The organism is Chromobacterium sp. Rain0013, assembly GCF_015291765.1.
Classification (GTDB): Bacteria; Pseudomonadota; Gammaproteobacteria; order Burkholderiales; family Chromobacteriaceae; genus Chromobacterium; species Chromobacterium haemolyticum.
The window spans coordinates 963,671-981,802 of sequence record NZ_CP031514.1 but is presented as its reverse complement, the minus strand read 5'-3'; the positions used below and the strand labels follow the sequence as shown (position 1 = coordinate 981,802).

The window sequence follows — 18,132 nt, the reverse complement described above, 5'->3', positions numbered from 1 at the left end:
GGGGCATGGCGCTCCAGGCTGCTACCTTCTTGTGTGTCTGTGCCGCTCGCTGCCGCGTGTCCCCGCGGCATGCGATTACTTCAAAATCACCTCAAAAACCTTGAACGGCCTTGCGCGCCGGACCAGTCAGGCCTCCGGCCACCATTCGGCGGCTTGCGCGCGCACTTCGGCGGCGGAATCCAGCCTCAACAGCTGCTCGACGCGCTTGAGGCAAGCCTGCTGATCCAGCGCCCTCACCCTGGCCTTGATCTCCGGCACCAGGCCAGGGCTGACCGATAGTTCGGCCACGCCGAGGCCGATCAGCACCGGCGTGGCCAGCGGGTCCGACGCCAAGGCGCCGCACACGCCCACCCATTTGCCGTGCAGGCTGGCGCCGGCCACCGTGCGTTCTATCAGCCGCAGCAGCGCTGGATGCATTGCGTCCAGGCTGGCCGCCAGCGAGGCGTTGCAACGGTCCATCGCCAGCGTGTATTGAGTCAGATCATTGGTGCCGATGGACAAGAAGTCCGCCTCGGCGGCGAGTTGGTCGGCCAGCAGGGCGGCGGACGGCACTTCCACCATCACGCCCAGCTGCGGCCGTTCGCTCAGCCCCATTTCCTCGGCCAGCGAGTCTATGCGCCGACGCAAACGCCGCAGTTCGCCAACGTCGGCGATCATCGGCACCAAGATGCGCAGCAGGGATAACGGGCGCAACATCAGCAGCGCGCGCAGTTGTTCATCCAGCATCTCCGGATGGGCGAAGCCGGTGCGGATGCCGCGCAGGCCCAGCGCCGGGTTAGGTTCCGGCGGCAAGGTCAGATAGGGCACTTCCTTGTCTCCGCCCACGTCCAGCGTGCGGATGATGGCGACGCGGCCCTGCAATTCGTCCAGCACCGCCTGATAGGCGTTGGCCTGCTCGTAGCGGTCCGGCGCGTCCCGACGATCAATGAACAGGAACTCGGTGCGCAACAGACCCACGCTGTCGGCGCCGTGGCGCACCGCTTCGCGCGCGTCCTCTTCGTTGGCGATATTGGCGGCGACTTCAACGCGCACGCCATCCAGTGTCACCGCGGCGCCGTCGGCGTCGGCCCGCATATCGGCGCGGCGGCGCTCTCGCTCCGCCATCGCCTGCCTGGCGGCGGCTAGCGAGGCGGCGGCCGGCGCCGGATCACAGCCGCCTTGGCTCGCATCCAGCAGCACTTCGCTGCCGGCGTCCAGACGCAACACCTGCGGCCCGCAAGCCACCAGGGCCGGAATGCCTAGCGCGCGCGCCAGAATGGCCACATGACCGGTGGCGCCGCCGGCGGCGGACAGTATGCCGGCCACCCGCTCTCGCGGCAGCCGGGTCAGTTCGGAGGGCGCCAGATCTTCGGCCACCAGGATGGAGGCCGGATACAATTCAGGCTCGCTCTGCGCATCGCCCAACAAGGCTTTCAGCACCTGACGTTCAATGTCTTTGAGATCGGCCACCCGTTCGGCCAGCAAGGGGCTGCCCAGGCTGGACAATACCCGGCACTGCGCCCGCACCGCTTGGCGGAAGGCGTAGCCGGCGCTGTGGCCGGCGGCGATGTCTCGTTCCGCCACACCCCGTAATTCCGGATCGTCCACCAGCGCCAGATGGGCGGAGAAAATGTCGCTCTGCGAGGTTTGGCCGCGCCGCAGCGCGTCGTCGATGGCGGCGGCGATGCCGGCGCTGACCTCGGTCAGCGCGTGGTTCAGCTGATCGCGCTCGCTGTCCGCATTGACCGCGAACTCCGCCACTTGCGGTTCGAAGGCGTCGAGGCGCACCACCTGGCCGATGGCCAGGCCCGGCGCCGCGCAAACGCCGCCTATCCAGCCGGCCGGCAGCGAACGCGTCGAGGTGCTGGCCAAGGGCGCGGGCGCGCCATGGCCGGACTCTGTGCGGGTTTGCAGCGCGGCGATCACCGCCGCGGCGGCCGCAGCGGCGTCCTCGCCCTGCGCCAACACCGCCACATCGTCGTCCTCGGCCACCCCCAGCCCCATCAACGCCACTACGCTGCGGGCATTGGCGGCCTGACCGTTGAATTCCACCCGTACGCTGGAACGGTATTGACGCGCCGCGTTCTGCACCAGCGCCGCCGGCCGCGCGTGCAGGCCGCCGGCGTGGCGCACCGTGGCCTGACCGCGGCTTTCCGCGCCACTGGCGCTGGGAAGATCGTCTACGGCCGCGCCGCCGGACAGTGTCAGAAACACGCTTTGCCCGGCCTGCTGCCAGCCCTCGGCCCGGCTTTCCAATGCGTAAGCCTCGCCGTTGGCGATCACCACCATGGTCAGCAAGGACGGCGCGCGCCGCGCCACTGCGTCCAGGTCCACTTCGATCAGGGGCTGGCCCTGACTGACTGCGTCGCCGGCCTTGATCAACGGCTTGAAGCCCTCGCCCTCCAGCTTGACGGTATCGATGCCGATGTGGATCAGCACTTCCGCGCCGTTGGCCGCGCGCAAGGTCAAGGCGTGGCCGGTGCGCGCCAATTGCGCCACCACGCCGTCACAGGGCGCCAGCAGGGTGCCGGACATCGGCTCGATCGCCAGGCCGTCGCCCATCATCAAACCGGCGAATACCGGATCGGGCGCACGGCTCAGCGGCACGGACGGCCCGTCAAACGGGGCCAGGAGTTCGAGCGTAGCGGACATGGGGGGAGCGTCTCCATTCTTACTTATGTATCGTCTCCGCGGCCGGCGCCGGTTCAGCTGGGCGCCGTTCGCGACGCGCCCCGATTCGATGGCCGATCAGGGCGCGGTTTCAAGCGTTGCCGGACTCAGCGCGTGCAAGTCACCTTGGACAGATGACGCGGCACGTCCGGATTCAGGCCGCGCGCCTCGGACAAGCGCGCCGCCATTAGATAGAAGCTCTGAATCGCCAGCAAAGGATCCAACGCTTCGTCGTCGGCTAACGCCAGGGTCAGATCCCGGCTGACGATATTTTCCGGCGCAGCCAGCAACACCTTGGCGCCGCGGCCGCGCATTTCCTCGGCCAGATCGATCAAGCCTTGTTGCTCCGGCCCGCGCGGCGCGAAGATCAGCAAGGGATAGCCGTCGTCGATCAAAGCCATCGGACCGTGCTTGATCTCGGCCCCGGAGAAGGCCTCGGCCTGAATCGCGCAGGTTTCCTTGAATTTGAGCGCGGCTTCCAACGCCACGGCGAAGCCCAACCCGCGGCCCACCACCATGATGCGTTCGGCGTCGCGCAAAGCGTCCACCGCCAGCGTCCAGTCCTGGCGCGTGGCTTCGGTCAAACGCTGCGGCAGGTTGGCCAGCGCGGCCAACAGGGCGTCGTCTGCCTGCCAGTGGGCCACCAGGCGCGCCACCGCGGACAAGGAGGTGATGTAACTCTTGGTGGCGGCCACGCTTTTTTCGTCGCCGGCGCACAAGGGCACTACCCATTCGCAGGCGGCGGCCAGCGGCGATTGATGCTTGTTGACCAAGGCCGCGGTGCGCGCCCCGGCGGTGCCCAGCGCCTTCATGGTGTCGATCAGGTCCGGGCTCTGGCCGGACTGGGACAAAGCCACCGCCAGTTGGCCTTTCACCGCCAGCGGCGCGCGGTGCAGCGTCACCAGCGACATCGGCAGGGACACCACCGGCACGCCCAGCCGTTGCATCGCCAGATAGGCGAAGTAATTGGCGGCGTGATCGGAACTGCCGCGTGCGACGGTCAGCGCCAGGCTGGGGCGCTCCACCGCCAGCGCGCGTCCCAGCGCGGCCAGCGCTTCATCGGCGTACATGTGTTGCGCGGCCACCGCCTCGGCGGCGTACAGCGCTTCTTCAAGCATCAACGAGGCCAATTTGTTCTCCCTCTACGTAGACTTGCTGCAAATTCAAATCCGCATCCATCGCCACAATGTCGGCCCAGGCGCCGGCGGCGAGTCGGCCGCGGTCGGCCAGGCCTAGATAGTCGGCCGGGTAAAGCGACAGCCTGTGCGAAGCATCCGCCAGCGGCAGGCCGATGGACACCAGGTTGCGCAGCGCCTGGTCCATGGTCAGCGTGCTGCCTGCCAGAGTGCCGTCGGCCAGACGCACGCCGCCCATGCATTTGGTCACCGAGTGCGAACCCAACTTGTATTCGCCGTCCGGCATGCCGGCGGCGGCGGTGGAGTCCGTGACGCAGTACAGGCGCGGAATCGAGCGCAGAGCGGCGCGGATCGCGCCCGGATGGACGTGGAGCAGATCCGGGATCAGTTCCGCGTATTCGGCGTGGGCCAGCGCCGCGCCCACCATGCCGGGCTCGCGGTGGTGCAGCCCGCTCATCGCGTTGAACAGATGGGTGAAACCGGACGCGCCCTGCTCCAGGGCCTGCACGCCGTCTTCGTAACTGCCCAGAGTGTGGCCCAGTTGCACCTTGACGCCCTGCTCCGCCAGTTGGCGGATGATGTCCATGTGGCCGGCGATTTCCGGCGCCAGCGTGATCAGCGACACCGGCGCCAGCGAACGATACCAGTCCACCTGCTCCATCGCCGCGCGGCAGGCGTCGTCGGGCTGAGCGCCCAGTTTGCCGGGGTTGATGTAAGGACCTTCCAGATGCACGCCCAGAATGCGGGCGCCGCCGGGCTGGCGTTCGCGACAGGAGGAACCGAGCGCGCGCAGCACCTGCTCAATGTCGATCGGCGGCGCGGTCATGGTGGTGGCCAGCAAGGAGGTGGTGCCGAAGCGGGCGTGCAGCCTGGCCACGCGCTCGGCGGCGCGGCCGCCCTCCATGATGTCGACGCCGCCGCCGCCGTGGACGTGAAGATCGATGAAGCCCGGCAGCAGATAGCGCTCCACCGCGCGCCCGGAGGCCAAGCGCGCGTCTATAGACTCGATGCGGCCATCGGCAGCCAGTTTCAATTCGCCGTCCATCCAGCCGGATTCGGTCAGGATGCGTCCTTGCAGCACTCGGTGTTGGGTCATCGTCTCAGTTCGGCAACAAAATCGTAGTAGTCGTTACGGCAATAGGTATCGGTCAATTCAATCGCGATGTTCTCAGCGTTGAAGCCGATGCGGGTAATCAACAGCATCGCCTCTCCGGGGCGGATGCCGGCCAACGTGGCGATGTCGCCGGAGGCGTTCACCGCGCGGATATGCTGCAACGCGCGCACCACCGAGTGGCCGCTGGCGTCCAGGTGGGCGTACAGCGAGGTGCCCACTTGCTGCGGCTCCGGCAGATAAGCCACCGGCAGCGTCGTCATCTCTATCGCCATCACCACCCCGTCGGCCAGGCGCTGACGCTTCAGCCGCGACACCTGCGAGGTGGGCGACAGTCCCAGCTTGATCACTTCTTCATTGCTGGGCGCGAACACGCCGCGCTCCAGCCACACCGACGACGGCACGAAGCCGCGTTGGCGCAATTGTTCGGTAAAGCCGGTCAGCCTCGACAAGGGCTGCTCCAGTCTTGGCGTGATGAAGGTGCCCGAGCCCTGGCGCCGGCGAATCAGGCCCTGCTCCAGCAGCACATCCATCGCCTTGCGCGCGGTGACGCGCGAAATGCCCAGTTCTTCCGAAAACGTGCGCTCCGACGGCAGCGCCTCGTCCGCCTGCCACCAACCGGCGTTGATGGCGTCGGCCAGTTTCCGCGACAGCTGCAGATACAGCGGCGTGGTCAGGGTTTCATCCGGTTTCAATGCAAGCCAGCGATTTTCCATGGGTTGTCTGCAAGTGGTCTGAAAACCCCAGTGTATAACCTGTCTCCCCGGCTGGCATCTTCCGCGCTGGCGCGTGTCGATTCCGGCCTTACGGCTTACCGCGAACGTTAATACCACATTAATACCACGTCAATACCATTTTATTTGTTCGCATTCTTGTGCGCTTGCTGCATGGCAGCAAAACGACAAACAAATGATTTGGCTGGGAAAATTGCAGGATCACTGCGCATTGACCCGCGGGACAGGTCAGGGAATGAGCGTTTTTTGCAAGAATCAAGCAGATGCAAGACCACACAGTAAGCATGGCAATAGTACCTTTTGCCAAACTTAGATTAAAAATAGTCGTCTTATTTTAAATCATATGTCATTCATATGATGATTGGACTGCCCGGCGAACTGCTGGGCGCTTGCATACCACTCGTAGCTCAAAGGAGTCAGAATGAAACCACAACTGCGCCTTCCCGCCGCCCTCGCCCTGGCCTGCCTCAGCGCGCCGCTCTGGGCCCACGGCACCATGGAAGTGCCGATCAACCGCACTTACAACTGCTTCAAAGAGGGCGCGGAATCGCCGAAATCCGCCGCATGCCAGGAAGCCCGCCGCGTGGGCGGCACCCAGGCCATGTACGACTGGAACGGCATCAACCAAAATCCTCAGGGCGACAACCACGCCGCGGTGGTGCCGGACGGCAAACTCTGCGCCGGCGGCCAAGACAAGTTCAAGGGCTTCAACCTGGGCCGCACCGACTGGCCGAAAACCAAGCTGGTGCCGGACGCCAGCGGCAACTACGAGTTCGTTTACCACGCCACCGCGCCGCACTCGACCAAGTACTTCAAGTTCTACGTCACCAAGAACGGCTGGGATCAAACCAAGCCGCTGAAGTGGTCTGACCTGGATCCGCAGCCCTTCCACACCGTGACCGGCAATCCGCCGCTGGACGCCAACAAGCGCTACCACATGGTGGCCAAGCTGCCGGCCGGCAAGAGCGGCCCGCACATCATTTTCAATGTCTGGAAGCGCGCGGACAGCGAAGAAGCCTTCTACTCGTGCTCTGACGTGATCTTCGGCGACGGCACCAACCCGCCGGAACCGCCGCCGGTGACCAATCCGTGGAAGGAAATCGGCAAGGTGACCGCTTATGAAAACCTGCCGAACAACAGCACCGCCACCTTGCGCGTGTTCGACGCCAGCGGCCGCGACGCCGAAACCATCCCGGTCAAACTGGACGCCGTCAGCGGGCAAATGACCAACTGGCCGTATGAGCTGGGCGTGAAAGTGAACGCAACTTCCAAGGCGATTCGCATCGGCGTGATGAATCAGAAGCAACGCACGGTAAGCATCACCCCGGAACATAGCGCCACCGCCAACCGCGTGTATCTGAACGACAGCTACAAGGGCTACACCTACCAGATCGACCTGAAGAAGGGCGACGGCGGCATCAACCCGCCGCCGGTGGGCGACACCTGGAAAGAAGGCCTGTCCTACACCGCTGGCCAGATCGTAAGCTATCAGGGCAAGAAGTACCGCTGCCTGCAGCCGCACACCGCCTGGGCCGGCGCGGGCTGGACCCCGTCCACCCAACCCGCCTTGTGGGCGCCGGCTTAAGCCGTACCGCTCGGCGCGCGGGCCAAGAACGGGTTTACGATCTCGCGAGCTAAGGCGAGACAAGGCGAAAACGGCTGAGAAAGCGGAATGGTCAAGTGGTACATGAGCATTTCGAAGACGTTTCCAACGCCCTTGTCTAACAGTCCCGCCAACGCGCAGCAGATCGTAAACAGGTTCTAAGAGCCTGACGCGCTGAACCGCCGGCCTTCCCCCTCTGGGCAGGCCGGCTTCCCCCACCTCTCCTGTCGCAGGCCATTCTTTGGATGGCGGCCATCCCATGCCCGCAACGCAGGCAGGATAGCTGCCGCGCGTCGCCTGCCGGGATTCGCTAGAAAGCCGGTTCCGATGGAAACCTCGACCCAGACCTACCCGCCCCTCGCAGCCTGGCTGCACTGGATTTGCGCCGTCGTGATCCTGTGGGCGATGATCAGCGGCTTCGCTCTCGCCTCCGGCGCGCTGCCGCCCGCCGTCGCCGCGGCGATTCCGCCGTTCAACGTCGCGCTGACCACCCTGCTAATACCCGTCTTCCTGCTGCGCATTGTCTACCGCGCCAGCTTCCGCATGCCGCCGCCCACCGGCATCCCGCCGGCCAAACACCGGCTGGCGCGCCGCGCGCACGCGCTGCTCTATCTGCTGAGCAGCCTGTCGCTGGCCAGCGGCTGGCTGATGATGGAACGGCCGGTCGACTTGTTCGGCCTGCTCACTCTGCAACCCAGCCTGGAGCCAGGCGCGGCCACGCGCGCGCTGGCCAAGCTGCACTTCGTCAGCAATGTTCTGCTGGCCCTGCTGCTGAGCGCCCATATCGGCGCGGTAATCCAGCATCAGCGCAACGGACGCCGCCTGTTACGGCGCATGTCGCTGCTGGCTGGCTAAGAACGTGTTCACGATCTCGCGAGCAAGAGCGAGACAAGGCGAAAACCGCTGAGAAAGCGCAATGTGCCGGCGGTGCATGCAGTCGAAGCGGTGCTCGCCACGCCACGTCTCACGAAGCGCGGCGGACATGCAAGCGCTGCTAGCGCCGCCAGCTGATCAACACCACAGCCGCCACAATCACGCTCATCGCCAACATCTCGTGCAGGCCAATGTGCTCGCCAAGAAAGACCACCCCCAGCAGAACCGCGATCACCGGGTTGACGTAGGCGTAGCTGGTGGCGGCGGCCGGCGACACGGTCTTCAGCAGGTGCAGATAGGCGCTGTAAGCGATGATGGAGCCAAATACCGCCAGGTAGAGCAGAGCCAGCCAGCCGGACAGTGACGGCGTCGCCAGCAGTTTCTCGCCGTAGATCTGGCTGGCCAGCAGCAAAGCCGCACCGCCGAAGATCATCATCCAGGCGCTGCCCATTGGTCCCTTTGGCTGAGCCAAATGGCGGCTCCAGGCCGAACCCAGCGCCCAGCCGGCGGAAGCCAGCAACAGCAAGGCCGCGCCGCTGGGGCTAGCCTTCAGATTGGCCCCCATGTTCAACAGCACCATGCCGCACACCCCCAGGCCGATGCCGGCCCACTCCACCTTGCGCGCCTTCTGGCCGAACATGCGCGCGAACAGCAAGGTGAACAGGGGAACGGTGGCGATCACCAATGCGGCCACGCCGGAGGACACATCTTTCTCCGCCACCGTGACCAGGCCGTTGCCCACTGCCGGCATCAATACGCCCAGCAAGGCGGCGCCGCCCAGTTCGCGCGCGTTAGGCATCGGGTATTTGCGCACGCACAAATAAGCCAGCATCAGCCAACCGGCCAAGGAAAAGCGCAAGCCGGCCATCATCATCGGCGGCCAGGATTCCACTCCTATGCGTATGCCCAGGTAAGTGGAGCCCCAGATCACGTACAGGGCGAAGAAAGCGGCTAGGGTCAGCGGGGGAATGCGCGAAAACGGCATGGTGCGGCTCAAGAAAGTGGAACCGAATACCATGCCGTATGGGAATGTCCGTGGCAAGCCCAATTTTGCCGCGGACGCGGCCTGACTTAGCGTGTGGCCAGGCGCTGCAAAATGTTGGAAAACTCTTCCATATAGCTGTCGAAACGGGTGGCCAGCCGATCAACGTCGGTGGCGAAGCGGTTGTAGGCCACCACCGCCGGAATGGCCGCGAACAGGCCGATGGCCGTGGCCACCAACGCCTCGGCGATGCCCGGCGCCACGGTGGACAAGGTGGCCTGACCAGCGTTGCCCAGGCCGATGAAGGCATGCATGATGCCCCACACCGTGCCGAACAGGCCGATATAGGGGCTAACCGAGCCCACTGTGGCGAGGAAGGAGGTATGGCTGTCCAGGGCGTCCAGCTCGCGCTGCGCCGCCGCCTTCATCGCGCGGCGCGAGCCGGCCATGATGTCCGACAGCTCGGTGCCGTTGCGGCCGCGAAGCTTCAAAAACTCGGCGAAGCCGGACTGAAAGATGCGCTCCATGCCCACGGTGTCGCTGCGGCGGCTGGCGTCTTCGTACAGGCGGTTCAGATCCGCGCCGCTCCAGAAATTGCGCTCGAACTCGTCGCTATTGCGCCGCGCCGCGCGCAGCACCGAGATCTTGTTGAAGATCAGGGCCCAGGACAGCACCGACATCAAGGCCAGACCGGCCATCACCAGTTGCACCATCAGGCTGGCGTCCAGGATCAGGCTCAGGAAGGAAATCTGTTGCACGGCAACTCCTCTTGTAATCGCCAGGCTCAGCGCAATACGCGGCCTGTTTCCAAATCAATGATGGTGGACGGTTTGCGCCGCTTGCCGATACGCCCCGGCAGGGTCAACACCCGTTGGCGGAACGCCTCGCGACAGGCGCGCGCGCTCTTCAACGACTGCTGGCCGGCGCGGTTGGCCGAAGTGGACACCAGCGCGGAACCCAAGGTGCGGCACAAGGCCGCAGCCTCCCCATGCGCTGTGACGCGCACGGCGATCTTGTCGTGTTTGCCGCGCAAGGCCGGCGGCACTCGACGCGAAGCCGGCAGCAAAAAAGTATATGGACCGGGCCAATAGCGCGCCAGTTCCGCGTATTGGGCGGCGGTCAAAGGACGGATCAGGTGGCGGATCTGGGACACGTCGGCCGCGATCACGATCAGCCCTTTGTGATTGGGCCTGGCCTTGATCGCCAGAATTTTGCGGATGGCGCGCACATCCAACGGATTGCAGCCTAAGCCGTAGCAGGACTCAGTGGAATAGGCGATGACCTCGCCTTGCTTCAAGGCCGCGCGGGCCTGCTGTTGCAGGGCGCGGCCGGGCAGACGGGGCAAGGGCCGCACCCGGCCTGGCGTGAACTTCATGATGGACGGCGATGCGAAAGTAAAGCCGCATTGTACCGCTGTCCGCGGCGGTGACCTAGCGCTTCGATGCCCGGTCGTCGATATCCTCCGGCGCCGGTCGCCAGGCGTAGCAGCGCCAGGACGGCTGTTCCGCGCCGAACTGCTTCAACCAGTACGCCAGCCGGCACCAACAGCGGCGCTCATGACGCAGGAAATGCATCATCCTGCGCCGCCAGCTTCCTGCTTCCAGCGCTGCCGCCGGCGCGATGTGATTGTCGGTCATCATCTATTCTCCTCGACATCAGACTCAGTCTCCGGCCAGCAGCAGGCCGGCCTTCATCTGTCGCTTCCAAATCTAGGAGAAGCCGCATTAAGCCAATGTCGAATTTTCGACGACAGCTGCAAAAATGCTATAAATCCGCCTCTTCCCCTCCCCCGGTCTGCACCGATATTTTTAAGCAGTTGGAACCTAGCCAAGCTGTCGATATCATTCATTGAAGTCCATAAGCAGCGTATTGAATATTTTTGCCACCCTCTTGCCGTCCTACCTTCGTGAGGCGGCAATGACCCCATTTCTTGATTCAGGCCATTGAAAGAACGAACGTTATGAGCATTTTGGTAACCGGCGGCGCCGGCTTCATCGGCGGCAATTTCGTGCTGGACTGGCTGGCGCAGAGCGATGAGCGCATCATCAACCTCGACGCGCTGACCTACGCCGGCAATCTCGACACGCTGAAAACGCTTGAACAGGACACGCGCCACGTTTTCGTGCGCGGAGACATCGGCGACCACGCTCTGGTCAGCGCCCTGCTGGCCGAGCACCAGCCGCGAGCAGTGATCAATTTCGCCGCGGAAAGCCACGTCGACCGCTCCATCCACGGGCCGGGCGACTTCATCCAGACCAATGTGGTGGGCACCTTCAATCTGCTGGAAAGCGTGCGCGGTTACTGGAATCAGCTGCCCGCCGAGGAGCAACGGGGCTTCCGCCTGCTGCACGTATCCACCGACGAGGTCTACGGCACGCTGGGGCCCGACGACGCGCCATTCTCCGAACGCCACCGTTATGAGCCCAACAGCCCCTACTCAGCTTCCAAGGCCGCGTCCGACCACCTGATCCGCGCGTGGCACCACACCTACGGCCTGCCGGTGCTGACCACCAATTGCAGCAATAATTACGGCCCTTATCATTTCCCGGAAAAGTTGATTCCTCTGGTCATTCTCAACGCGCTGGCCGGCAAGCCGCTGCCCATCTATGGCGACGGCAGTCAGGTGCGCGACTGGCTCTACGTCAAAGACCATTGCTCCGCCATCCGCCGCGTGCTGGAAGCCGGCGTGCCTGGCGAAACCTATAACGTCGGCGGCTGGAACGAAAAAACCAATCTGGACGTGGTGAAGACCATCTGCGCGCTGTTGGACGAACTGGCGCCGCACGCCGACCCGGCTCGCCGCTATGCCGATCAGATCGCCTTCGTCGCCGACCGGCCCGGCCATGACCGCCGCTACGCGATAGACGCGCGCAAGCTGGAGCGCGACTTGGGCTGGAAACCTCAAGAAACCTTCGATAGCGGCATCCGCAAAACCGTGGCCTGGTATCTGCAACATCAAGACTGGGTGGCCAACGTCAGCAGCGGCGCCTATCGCGACTGGGTGAACCGGCACTATGGCTGAGCGCGAACCCACCATATTGCTGACCGGAGTCAACGGCCAGCTCGGTCATCAGCTGCGGACCGCGCTGGCGCCGCTGGGCAATATCGTCGCGTTGAACCGGACCGAACTGGACCTGAGCCAGACCGACAGCACCCTCCAGGCACTGGAGCGCCACCAGCCCGACATCATCGTCAACCCCGCCGCTTACACCGCAGTGGACCGCGCAGAAAGCGAAGTGGAGCAGGCCCGCTCGGTCAACGCCGCCGCGCCGGCGTTGCTGGCGCAATGGGCGGCGAGGCGACAAGCGCTGCTGCTGCATTACTCCACCGACTACGTGTTCGACGGCGCCGGCGAACGGCCTTGGCGCGAGGATGACCCGGCACGGCCGCGCTCGGTCTACGGCCAAAGCAAATGGGAGGGCGAGGAGGCGGTGCGCGCCGCCGCGCCTCGGCATTTGATCCTCCGCACCAGTTGGGTGTTCGGCGCCCACGGCGGCAATTTCCTCAAAACCATTCTGCGGCTGGCCCAGGAGCGCGACAACTTGCGGGTGGTCGCCGATCAGATCGGCGCGCCCACCTCCACCGCGCTGATCGCCAACGTGACCGCGGCGCTGCTGCGCGACTATCTGCGCAAGCCGGCCGATTTCGCCTACGGCAGCTACCATCTGGCGGCGCAGGGTGAAACCAGCTGGCACGGCTACGCCCGCTTCCTAGTCGCCGAGGCGGAAAAACTCGGCTTCCCGCTGCGGCTGTCGCCCGCCGAAATCACACCCATCGCCACCGCCGACTACCCATTGCCGGCGCCCCGCCCCGCCAACTCCCGGCTCGACTGCGCCAAGCTGCAGCGGACCTTCGGCCTCACGCTGCCACGCTGGGAAAGCGGCGTCGAGCAAGTGCTGGCCGAACTGGCCGCCCAACCGCAACAGAAAGACATCCAATGACTCTGGCACGCAAAGGCATCATCCTGGCCGGCGGCTCCGGCACCCGGCTCTATCCGGCCACCATTTCGGTCAGCAAGCAATTGCTGCCCATCTACGACAAACCGATGATCTACTATCCGCTGACCACGCTGATGCTGGCCGGCATCCACGAGATCCTGATCATCTCCACTCCGCAGGACACGCCGCGCTTCGAGCAGTTGCTGGGCGACGGCAGCCAATGGGGCATCCGACTGCAATACGCGGTGCAGCCCAGCCCGGACGGCCTGGCCCAGGCCTTCATCATCGGCGAGGATTTCCTGGCCGGCGCGCCGTCCGCCTTGGTGCTGGGCGACAACATCTATTACGGTCACGACTTTTCCGCCTTGCTGCAAGACGCCAACGCCAAACGCAGCGGCGCCAGCGTGTTCGCCTATCGCGTCAACGACCCGGAGCGCTACGGCGTGGTGGCCTTCGACGCCGACGGCAAGGCACTGTCCATTGAGGAAAAGCCGACGCAGCCCAAATCCAATTACGCGGTGACCGGCCTGTACTTCTACGACGAGCAGGTAGTCGACATCGCCAAGTCCATCAAACCCTCCCCTCGCGGCGAGCTGGAGATCACCGACGTCAACAACGTCTATTTGCAACAGGGACAGCTATCGGTGCAAACCATGGGCCGCGGCTACGCCTGGCTGGACACCGGCACCCATGAATCGATGCTGGAAGCCAGCCAATTCATCGCCACCATTGAAAGCCGTCAGGGCCTGAAAGTGGCCTGCCCGGAAGAGGTGGCTTACCGCTCCGGCTGGATAGGCGACGAACAGGTGCGCCAACTAGCCAAGCCGCTGCAGAAAACCGGCTACGGCCGTTATCTGCTGGCGATGCTGGATCAGCCAGTCTATTGATACCGACGAGCAGCGCATGAACATCATCGACACCACTATTCCCGACGTCAAAATCATCGAGCCCGCCGTGTTCGGCGACGAGCGCGGCTTCTTCTTCGAAAGCTTCAATCAGCAGCGCTTCGAAGCTGCCGTCGGCCGCTCAGTCCACTTCGTTCAGGACAATCACAGCCGTTCGGCCAAAGGCGTGCTACGAGGCCTGCACTACCAATTAGCGCCGCACGCTCAAGGCAAACTGGTCCGGGTGGTTGAAGGCGAGGTCTTCGATGTCGCCGTCGACATCCGCCGCGACTCGGCCAGCTTCGGTCAATGGGTGGGCGTGCGCCTGTCCGCCGCCAACAAGCGTCAGTTATGGGTGCCGCCGGGCTTCGCCCACGGCTTCCTCACTCTGTCGGACAACGCCGAATTCCTGTACAAGACCACGGATTACTGGTTTAAGGACCTGGAGCGCGCCATCGTCTGGAACGACCCGGAGCTGAACATCGCCTGGCCGCTGGACGAAGAACCCCAACTATCGCCTAAGGACGGCGCCGCGCCTAGCCTGCGCCTGGCCGAATTAGGCTGAGCCGGACCCAAGCCCGGAAATGCAAACAGCGCCGCGAACGGCGCTGTTTTTACTTCAAACGACGGGGCTCAGAATCTGTTCACGATCTCGCGAGCTAGAGCGAGACTTTGAACGGGCTCTCAGTGCTTGCGGCCAATCGCGCGCGCACCTATGTCCCGGCGCAACTGCTTGCCTGCGAACTGAATCTGGTCAGCCAACGCGTAAGCCTTGCCCTGCGCCATCTTGACGCTGTCGCCCAGGCCCACCGCGCACAGCACTCGGCCGCCGTTGCTGCGCAGTTGCTTGTCCGCGTCCAGGCTGACGCCGGCGTGGAACACCATGCCGTCCTCGCTCTCCGGCGGAAGGCCGCTGATCAGATCGCCCTTGCGCGGCGCTTCCGGATAGCCTTCGGCCGCCAGCACCACGCCCAGCGCCACGCGCCGGTCCCATTCCGCCTCTACCTGGTTCAGACGTCCGTTGACGCCGGCTTCCAGCAGCACGGTGAAATCCGACTTCAGCCGCGCCATGATGGGTTGAGTTTCAGGATCGCCGAAGCGGCAATTGAACTCGATGGTATAAGGATTGCCTTGGGCGTCTATCATCAGGCCTGCATAGAGAAAGCCGGTATAGCTGTGGCCGTCCTTCTTCATGCCCAGCACTGTGGGCAGGATGATTTCGCGCATCACCCGGTTGTGCACCGCTGGCGTCACCACCGGCGCCGGGCTGTACGCGCCCATGCCGCCGGTATTCGGGCCCTGATCGTTGTCCAGCAGCCGCTTGTGGTCCTGGCTGGTGGCCATGGGCAGCACGTGGTCGCCGTCCACCATCACGATGAAGCTGGCCTCCTCGCCTTGCAGGAAGTCCTCTATCACCACCCGCGCCCCGGCGCTGCCCATCTTGTTGCCCACCAGCATGTCGTCGATGGCGGCATGCGCCTCGTCCAGCGTCAACGCCACCACCACCCCCTTGCCTGCGGCCAGGCCGTCGGCCTTGATCACGATGGGCGCGCCCTTGGAATCGACATAAGCATGGGCGGCGGCGGCGTCGCTGAAGGTTTCATAAGCGGCGGTGGGGATGCCGTGGCGCTTCATGAAGGCCTTGGCGAAATCCTTGGAGCTCTCCAACTGCGCGCAGTATTGAGTGGGGCCGAATATCCGCAGCCCCTCGGCGCGGAAGGCATCCACCACGCCGGCCGCCAGCGGCGCTTCCGGGCCCACCACGGTCAGCTCGATTTTCTCCTGTTTGGCGAAAGCCACCCACTCCGCCACGCTGCCAAGATCGACGTTGGTCAGATTGGGGTCCAGCGCGGTGCCGGCGTTGCCGGGCGCGACAAAGACCTTGGACACCCGGCGCGACTTGGCGATGCGCCAGGCCAGCGCGTGCTCGCGCCCGCCGGAGCCGATTACCAGTACTTTCATGTGCGATGCTCCACTCGTTTTTGCGGCGCGCCTCGGCGCGCCGGATTTCTCATTCGATCACAATTGCCAACGCAACCAGGCAAACAGGACATTGCCGTTGTTGTGCCCGCCGGGAATATAAGTGGCCTGCAAGGCCAGCCGGCGGTATTCCACCGACACCAGCGGCAGCACCGCCGGCAACGGCGCGTAACTGTAGTCCGAGCGCGCGGTGACGCCGGCGGTAAAGCCCGCGCCCAAGCGCCAGCCTTCCAGCGGACGCCACACTTTCTGGAAGGCGTAGCCCACGAAGGGCTCCACGTCCTTATGCGAATCAAGGAAGGCCATCGCGTACACCGCGTGCCAATCGCCGTCGGCGTCGTAGCGATAACGCCCCAGGCCCAAACCCCACGGCCGTTCGTTAAACTGCTTGATCTTCTCTCTATCGTAGAAGGCGCGGTTGTGCCACGTCACCGCCGGCACGTACAGCTCGTACTGGTCGGAACGCCAGGCCGCCTCGATATTGGCGCGGCTCCGCTGCCAGAAACCTTGCGATTCGGCGGCCGGCTCTTCGGCCCGCGCCGCCAGGCTGCAGGACGCCAACAAGCCGGCCCCCAGCCAACAGGCAATTGCTCTCATCAGAAAAACAACAAATCCATGCAAAGAAGCCGGCATGCCGGCCTCCTCCGGTTAATCGGAAAAACTCAGTGGCGGAAGTGGCGCACTCCCGTCAGCACCATCGCGATGCCGTGCTCGTCGGCGGCGGCGAAGACCTCCTCGTCGCGCATCGAACCGCCCGGCTGGATGATAGCCTTGATCCCCTGTTCGGCGATGACGTCGATACCGTCGCGGAACGGGAAGAAGGCGTCGGACGACGCCACCGCGCCCTGCAGGCTCAAGCCGGCGTCTGCCGCCTTGCGCGCCGCGATGCGGGTGGAGTCCACGCGGCTCATCTGACCAGCGCCGATACCGGCAGTCTGACCATTTTTACAGAAAACAATTGCATTCGACTTCACATATTTCGCCACGCGCCAGGCGAATAGCAGGTCGGACAGTTCCTGCGGCGTCGGTTGACGTTGGGTCACCACACGCAATTCGTCCAGGCCCACATTGCGGATGTCCGGCGTCTGCACCAGCACGCCGCCGCCCACCCGCTTCAGCTCGAAGCGGTTGGAGCCGGCTTCCAGCGGAATTTCCAGCACGCGCACATTCTTCTTGGCGGCGATGACGGCCTTGGCTTCCTCGGTGAAAGCCGGCGCGATCAACACCTCCAGGAACTGACCGGTTACCGCTTCCACCGTGGCGGCGTCCACCGGGCGGTTGAAGGCGATGATGCCGCCGAAAGCGCTGGTGGTATCGGTGGCGAAGGCCAGCCGGTAAGCGCTCAGCGTGTCGCCCGCCACCGCCACGCCGCAGGGGTTGGCGTGCTTGACGATGACGCAGGCGGTATCGTCGAAGGTCTTCACCGCCTCCCAGGCGGCGTCGGCGTCGGCGATATTGTTGTAGGACAGTTCCTTGCCTTGCAGCTGGCGATAATTGGCGATGGAGCCGGCGGCCGGGTCCAAGTCACGGTAGAAAGCGGCCGCTTGGTGCGGGTTCTCTCCGTAACGCATGTCCTGAACTTTGACGAACTGAGCGTTGAGGCGTTTGGGGAAGGCCACACGTTCCGGTTTGCCCGCCAGCGCGCCGTCGGCCAGGCTGGTCAGATAGTTGGAAATGGCGCCGTCGTAGGCGGCGGTGTGAGTGAAGGCCTTCTTGGCCAACTCAAAGCGAGTGGCCTTGGACAGCGCGCCGCCGTTGGCGCGCATTTCCTCGGCCAATGCCGCATAGTCGGCGGCGTCGGTGACGATGGCCACGTGCGCCCAGTTCTTGGCGGCGGAACGCACCATGGTCGGCCCGCCGATGTCGATGTTCTCGATCGCGTCTTCCAACTCGCAGTCCGGATTGGCGATGGTGGCTTCAAACGGGTAGAGGTTGACGCAAACCAGATCGATGTTGCCGATATCGTGCTCGGCCATCTTGGCCACGTGTTCCGGCAGATCGCGGCGGCCCAGAATGCCGCCGTGCACTTTCGGATGCAAGGTCTTGACCCGGCCGTCCAGCATTTCCGGGAAGCCGGTGTAGTCGGACACCTCGGTCACCGGCACGCCTGCGTCGGCCAGCAGTTTGGCGGTGCCGCCGGTGGACAGGATATGCACGCCTTGGGAGGCCAGGGCCTGGGCGAATTCCAGAATGCCGCTCTTGTCGGAGACGCTGATCAGCGCGCGTTCGATTTTGCTCATGG

Annotated in this window: 17 protein-coding genes; 6 read left to right on the top strand and 11 right to left on the bottom strand. The window is 64.5% G+C overall.

What is annotated here, in order from left to right:
- Positions 1-126: 126 nt before the first annotated feature.
- The 4 genes from ptsP to DXT74_RS04590 all read right to left on the bottom strand — a co-directional run bounded on the left by ptsP (position 127) and on the right by DXT74_RS04590 (position 5,612).
- Positions 127-2,631 (bottom strand): phosphoenolpyruvate--protein phosphotransferase, encoded by a 2,505-nt coding sequence (ptsP, locus tag DXT74_RS04605; RefSeq protein WP_194427414.1) that lies wholly within the window; start codon positions 2,629-2,631, stop codon positions 127-129.
- Between the two features lie 125 nt (positions 2,632-2,756).
- A complete protein-coding gene (locus DXT74_RS04600; RefSeq protein WP_231138271.1) occupies positions 2,757-3,779 on the bottom strand; it encodes an SIS domain-containing protein in 1,023 nt (340 codons plus the stop codon).
- Positions 3,760-4,881, bottom strand: coding sequence for an N-acetylglucosamine-6-phosphate deacetylase (gene nagA, locus DXT74_RS04595; protein WP_194427413.1), 1,122 nt, complete (start codon positions 4,879-4,881; stop codon positions 3,760-3,762). The genes DXT74_RS04600 and nagA overlap by 20 nt, the downstream gene beginning before the upstream one ends.
- On the bottom strand, positions 4,878-5,612 hold the full coding sequence (locus DXT74_RS04590) for a GntR family transcriptional regulator (RefSeq protein ID WP_019101073.1): 735 nt from the start codon (positions 5,610-5,612) through the stop codon (positions 4,878-4,880). Before DXT74_RS04590 ends, nagA begins: the two co-directional genes overlap by 4 nt.
- A gap of 439 nt (positions 5,613-6,051) precedes the next feature.
- On the opposite strand from DXT74_RS04590, the gene DXT74_RS04585 reads away from it, so the two are divergent.
- On the top strand, positions 6,052-7,215 hold the full coding sequence (locus tag DXT74_RS04585) for a lytic polysaccharide monooxygenase (protein ID WP_194427412.1): 1,164 nt from the start codon (positions 6,052-6,054) through the stop codon (positions 7,213-7,215).
- A 345-nt stretch (positions 7,216-7,560) separates the two neighbouring features.
- On the top strand, positions 7,561-8,088 hold the full coding sequence (locus tag DXT74_RS04580) for a cytochrome b/b6 domain-containing protein (RefSeq protein WP_114152147.1): 528 nt from the start codon (positions 7,561-7,563) through the stop codon (positions 8,086-8,088).
- A 139-nt stretch (positions 8,089-8,227) separates the two neighbouring features.
- Here DXT74_RS04580 and yedA read toward each other — a convergent pair whose 3' ends face one another.
- From yedA to DXT74_RS04560, 4 genes are all read right to left on the bottom strand, one after another.
- Positions 8,228-9,091 carry a drug/metabolite exporter YedA gene (gene yedA, locus DXT74_RS04575; protein WP_114152148.1) on the bottom strand — a complete coding sequence of 288 codons (864 nt, stop codon included), beginning with the start codon at positions 9,089-9,091 and terminating at the stop codon, positions 8,228-8,230.
- Between the two features lie 86 nt (positions 9,092-9,177).
- Positions 9,178-9,837, bottom strand: coding sequence for a protein TolQ (tolQ, locus tag DXT74_RS04570; protein ID WP_370551755.1), 660 nt, complete (start codon positions 9,835-9,837; stop codon positions 9,178-9,180).
- 35 nt (positions 9,838-9,872) lie between these two features.
- Complete coding sequence (locus DXT74_RS04565; RefSeq protein WP_081554421.1) at positions 9,873-10,463, bottom strand: L-threonylcarbamoyladenylate synthase; 591 nt, start codon at positions 10,461-10,463, stop codon at positions 9,873-9,875.
- 55 nt (positions 10,464-10,518) lie between these two features.
- Positions 10,519-10,728, bottom strand: a complete 210-nt coding sequence (locus tag DXT74_RS04560; protein ID WP_194427411.1) for a hypothetical protein — start codon at positions 10,726-10,728, stop codon at positions 10,519-10,521.
- Positions 10,729-11,030: 302 nt separating this feature from the next.
- Here DXT74_RS04560 and rfbB point away from each other — a divergent pair, with 302 nt between their 5' ends.
- Genes rfbB through rfbC form a run of 4 tightly spaced genes read left to right on the top strand, consistent with a single transcriptional unit; the run spans position 11,031 to position 14,475 of the window.
- A complete protein-coding gene (rfbB, locus tag DXT74_RS04555; RefSeq protein WP_370551754.1) occupies positions 11,031-12,110 on the top strand; it encodes a dTDP-glucose 4,6-dehydratase in 1,080 nt (359 codons plus the stop codon).
- On the top strand, positions 12,103-13,029 hold the full coding sequence (gene rfbD / locus DXT74_RS04550) for a dTDP-4-dehydrorhamnose reductase (protein ID WP_194427410.1): 927 nt from the start codon (positions 12,103-12,105) through the stop codon (positions 13,027-13,029). Before rfbB ends, rfbD begins: the two co-directional genes overlap by 8 nt.
- A complete protein-coding gene (gene rfbA, locus DXT74_RS04545) occupies positions 13,026-13,913 on the top strand; it encodes a glucose-1-phosphate thymidylyltransferase RfbA (RefSeq protein ID WP_043636786.1) in 888 nt (295 codons plus the stop codon). Before rfbD ends, rfbA begins: the two co-directional genes overlap by 4 nt.
- A gap of 16 nt (positions 13,914-13,929) precedes the next feature.
- Complete coding sequence (rfbC, locus tag DXT74_RS04540) at positions 13,930-14,475, top strand: dTDP-4-dehydrorhamnose 3,5-epimerase (RefSeq protein ID WP_194427409.1); 546 nt, start codon at positions 13,930-13,932, stop codon at positions 14,473-14,475.
- A gap of 119 nt (positions 14,476-14,594) precedes the next feature.
- Here rfbC and purD read toward each other — a convergent pair whose 3' ends face one another.
- The 3 genes from purD to purH form a co-directional block, all read right to left on the bottom strand.
- Positions 14,595-15,872 (bottom strand): phosphoribosylamine--glycine ligase, encoded by a 1,278-nt coding sequence (gene purD, locus DXT74_RS04535; protein ID WP_194427408.1) that lies wholly within the window; start codon positions 15,870-15,872, stop codon positions 14,595-14,597.
- Positions 15,873-15,929: 57 nt separating this feature from the next.
- Positions 15,930-16,487: a lipid IV(A) palmitoyltransferase PagP gene (gene pagP / locus DXT74_RS04530; RefSeq protein WP_081554590.1), complete on the bottom strand. Its 558-nt coding sequence runs from the start codon at positions 16,485-16,487 to the stop codon at positions 15,930-15,932.
- A 65-nt stretch (positions 16,488-16,552) separates the two neighbouring features.
- Entirely contained in the window at positions 16,553-18,130 is a 1,578-nt protein-coding gene (gene purH, locus DXT74_RS04525) for a bifunctional phosphoribosylaminoimidazolecarboxamide formyltransferase/IMP cyclohydrolase (RefSeq protein WP_043589467.1), read from the bottom strand.
- Positions 18,131-18,132 lie beyond the last annotated feature (2 nt).

Coding starts and splice junctions, on each gene's coding strand:
- ptsP (WP_194427414.1), bottom strand. CDS start 2,631: ATGTCCGCTACGCTCGAACTCCTGGCCCCGTTTGACGGGCCGTCCGTG.
- nagA (WP_194427413.1), bottom strand. CDS start 4,881: ATGACCCAACACCGAGTGCTGCAAGGACGCATCCTGACCGAATCCGGC.
- DXT74_RS04590 (WP_019101073.1), bottom strand. CDS start 5,612: ATGGAAAATCGCTGGCTTGCATTGAAACCGGATGAAACCCTGACCACG.
- DXT74_RS04585 (WP_194427412.1), top strand. CDS start 6,052: ATGAAACCACAACTGCGCCTTCCCGCCGCCCTCGCCCTGGCCTGCCTC.
- DXT74_RS04580 (WP_114152147.1), top strand. CDS start 7,561: ATGGAAACCTCGACCCAGACCTACCCGCCCCTCGCAGCCTGGCTGCAC.
- yedA (WP_114152148.1), bottom strand. CDS start 9,091: ATGCCGTTTTCGCGCATTCCCCCGCTGACCCTAGCCGCTTTCTTCGCC.
- DXT74_RS04565 (WP_081554421.1), bottom strand. CDS start 10,463: ATGAAGTTCACGCCAGGCCGGGTGCGGCCCTTGCCCCGTCTGCCCGGC.
- DXT74_RS04560 (WP_194427411.1), bottom strand. CDS start 10,728: ATGATGACCGACAATCACATCGCGCCGGCGGCAGCGCTGGAAGCAGGA.
- rfbD (WP_194427410.1), top strand. CDS start 12,103: ATGGCTGAGCGCGAACCCACCATATTGCTGACCGGAGTCAACGGCCAG.
- rfbA (WP_043636786.1), top strand. CDS start 13,026: ATGACTCTGGCACGCAAAGGCATCATCCTGGCCGGCGGCTCCGGCACC.
- rfbC (WP_194427409.1), top strand. CDS start 13,930: ATGAACATCATCGACACCACTATTCCCGACGTCAAAATCATCGAGCCC.
- purD (WP_194427408.1), bottom strand. CDS start 15,872: ATGAAAGTACTGGTAATCGGCTCCGGCGGGCGCGAGCACGCGCTGGCC.
- pagP (WP_081554590.1), bottom strand. CDS start 16,487: ATGAGAGCAATTGCCTGTTGGCTGGGGGCCGGCTTGTTGGCGTCCTGC.
- purH (WP_043589467.1), bottom strand. CDS start 18,130: ATGAGCAAAATCGAACGCGCGCTGATCAGCGTCTCCGACAAGAGCGGC.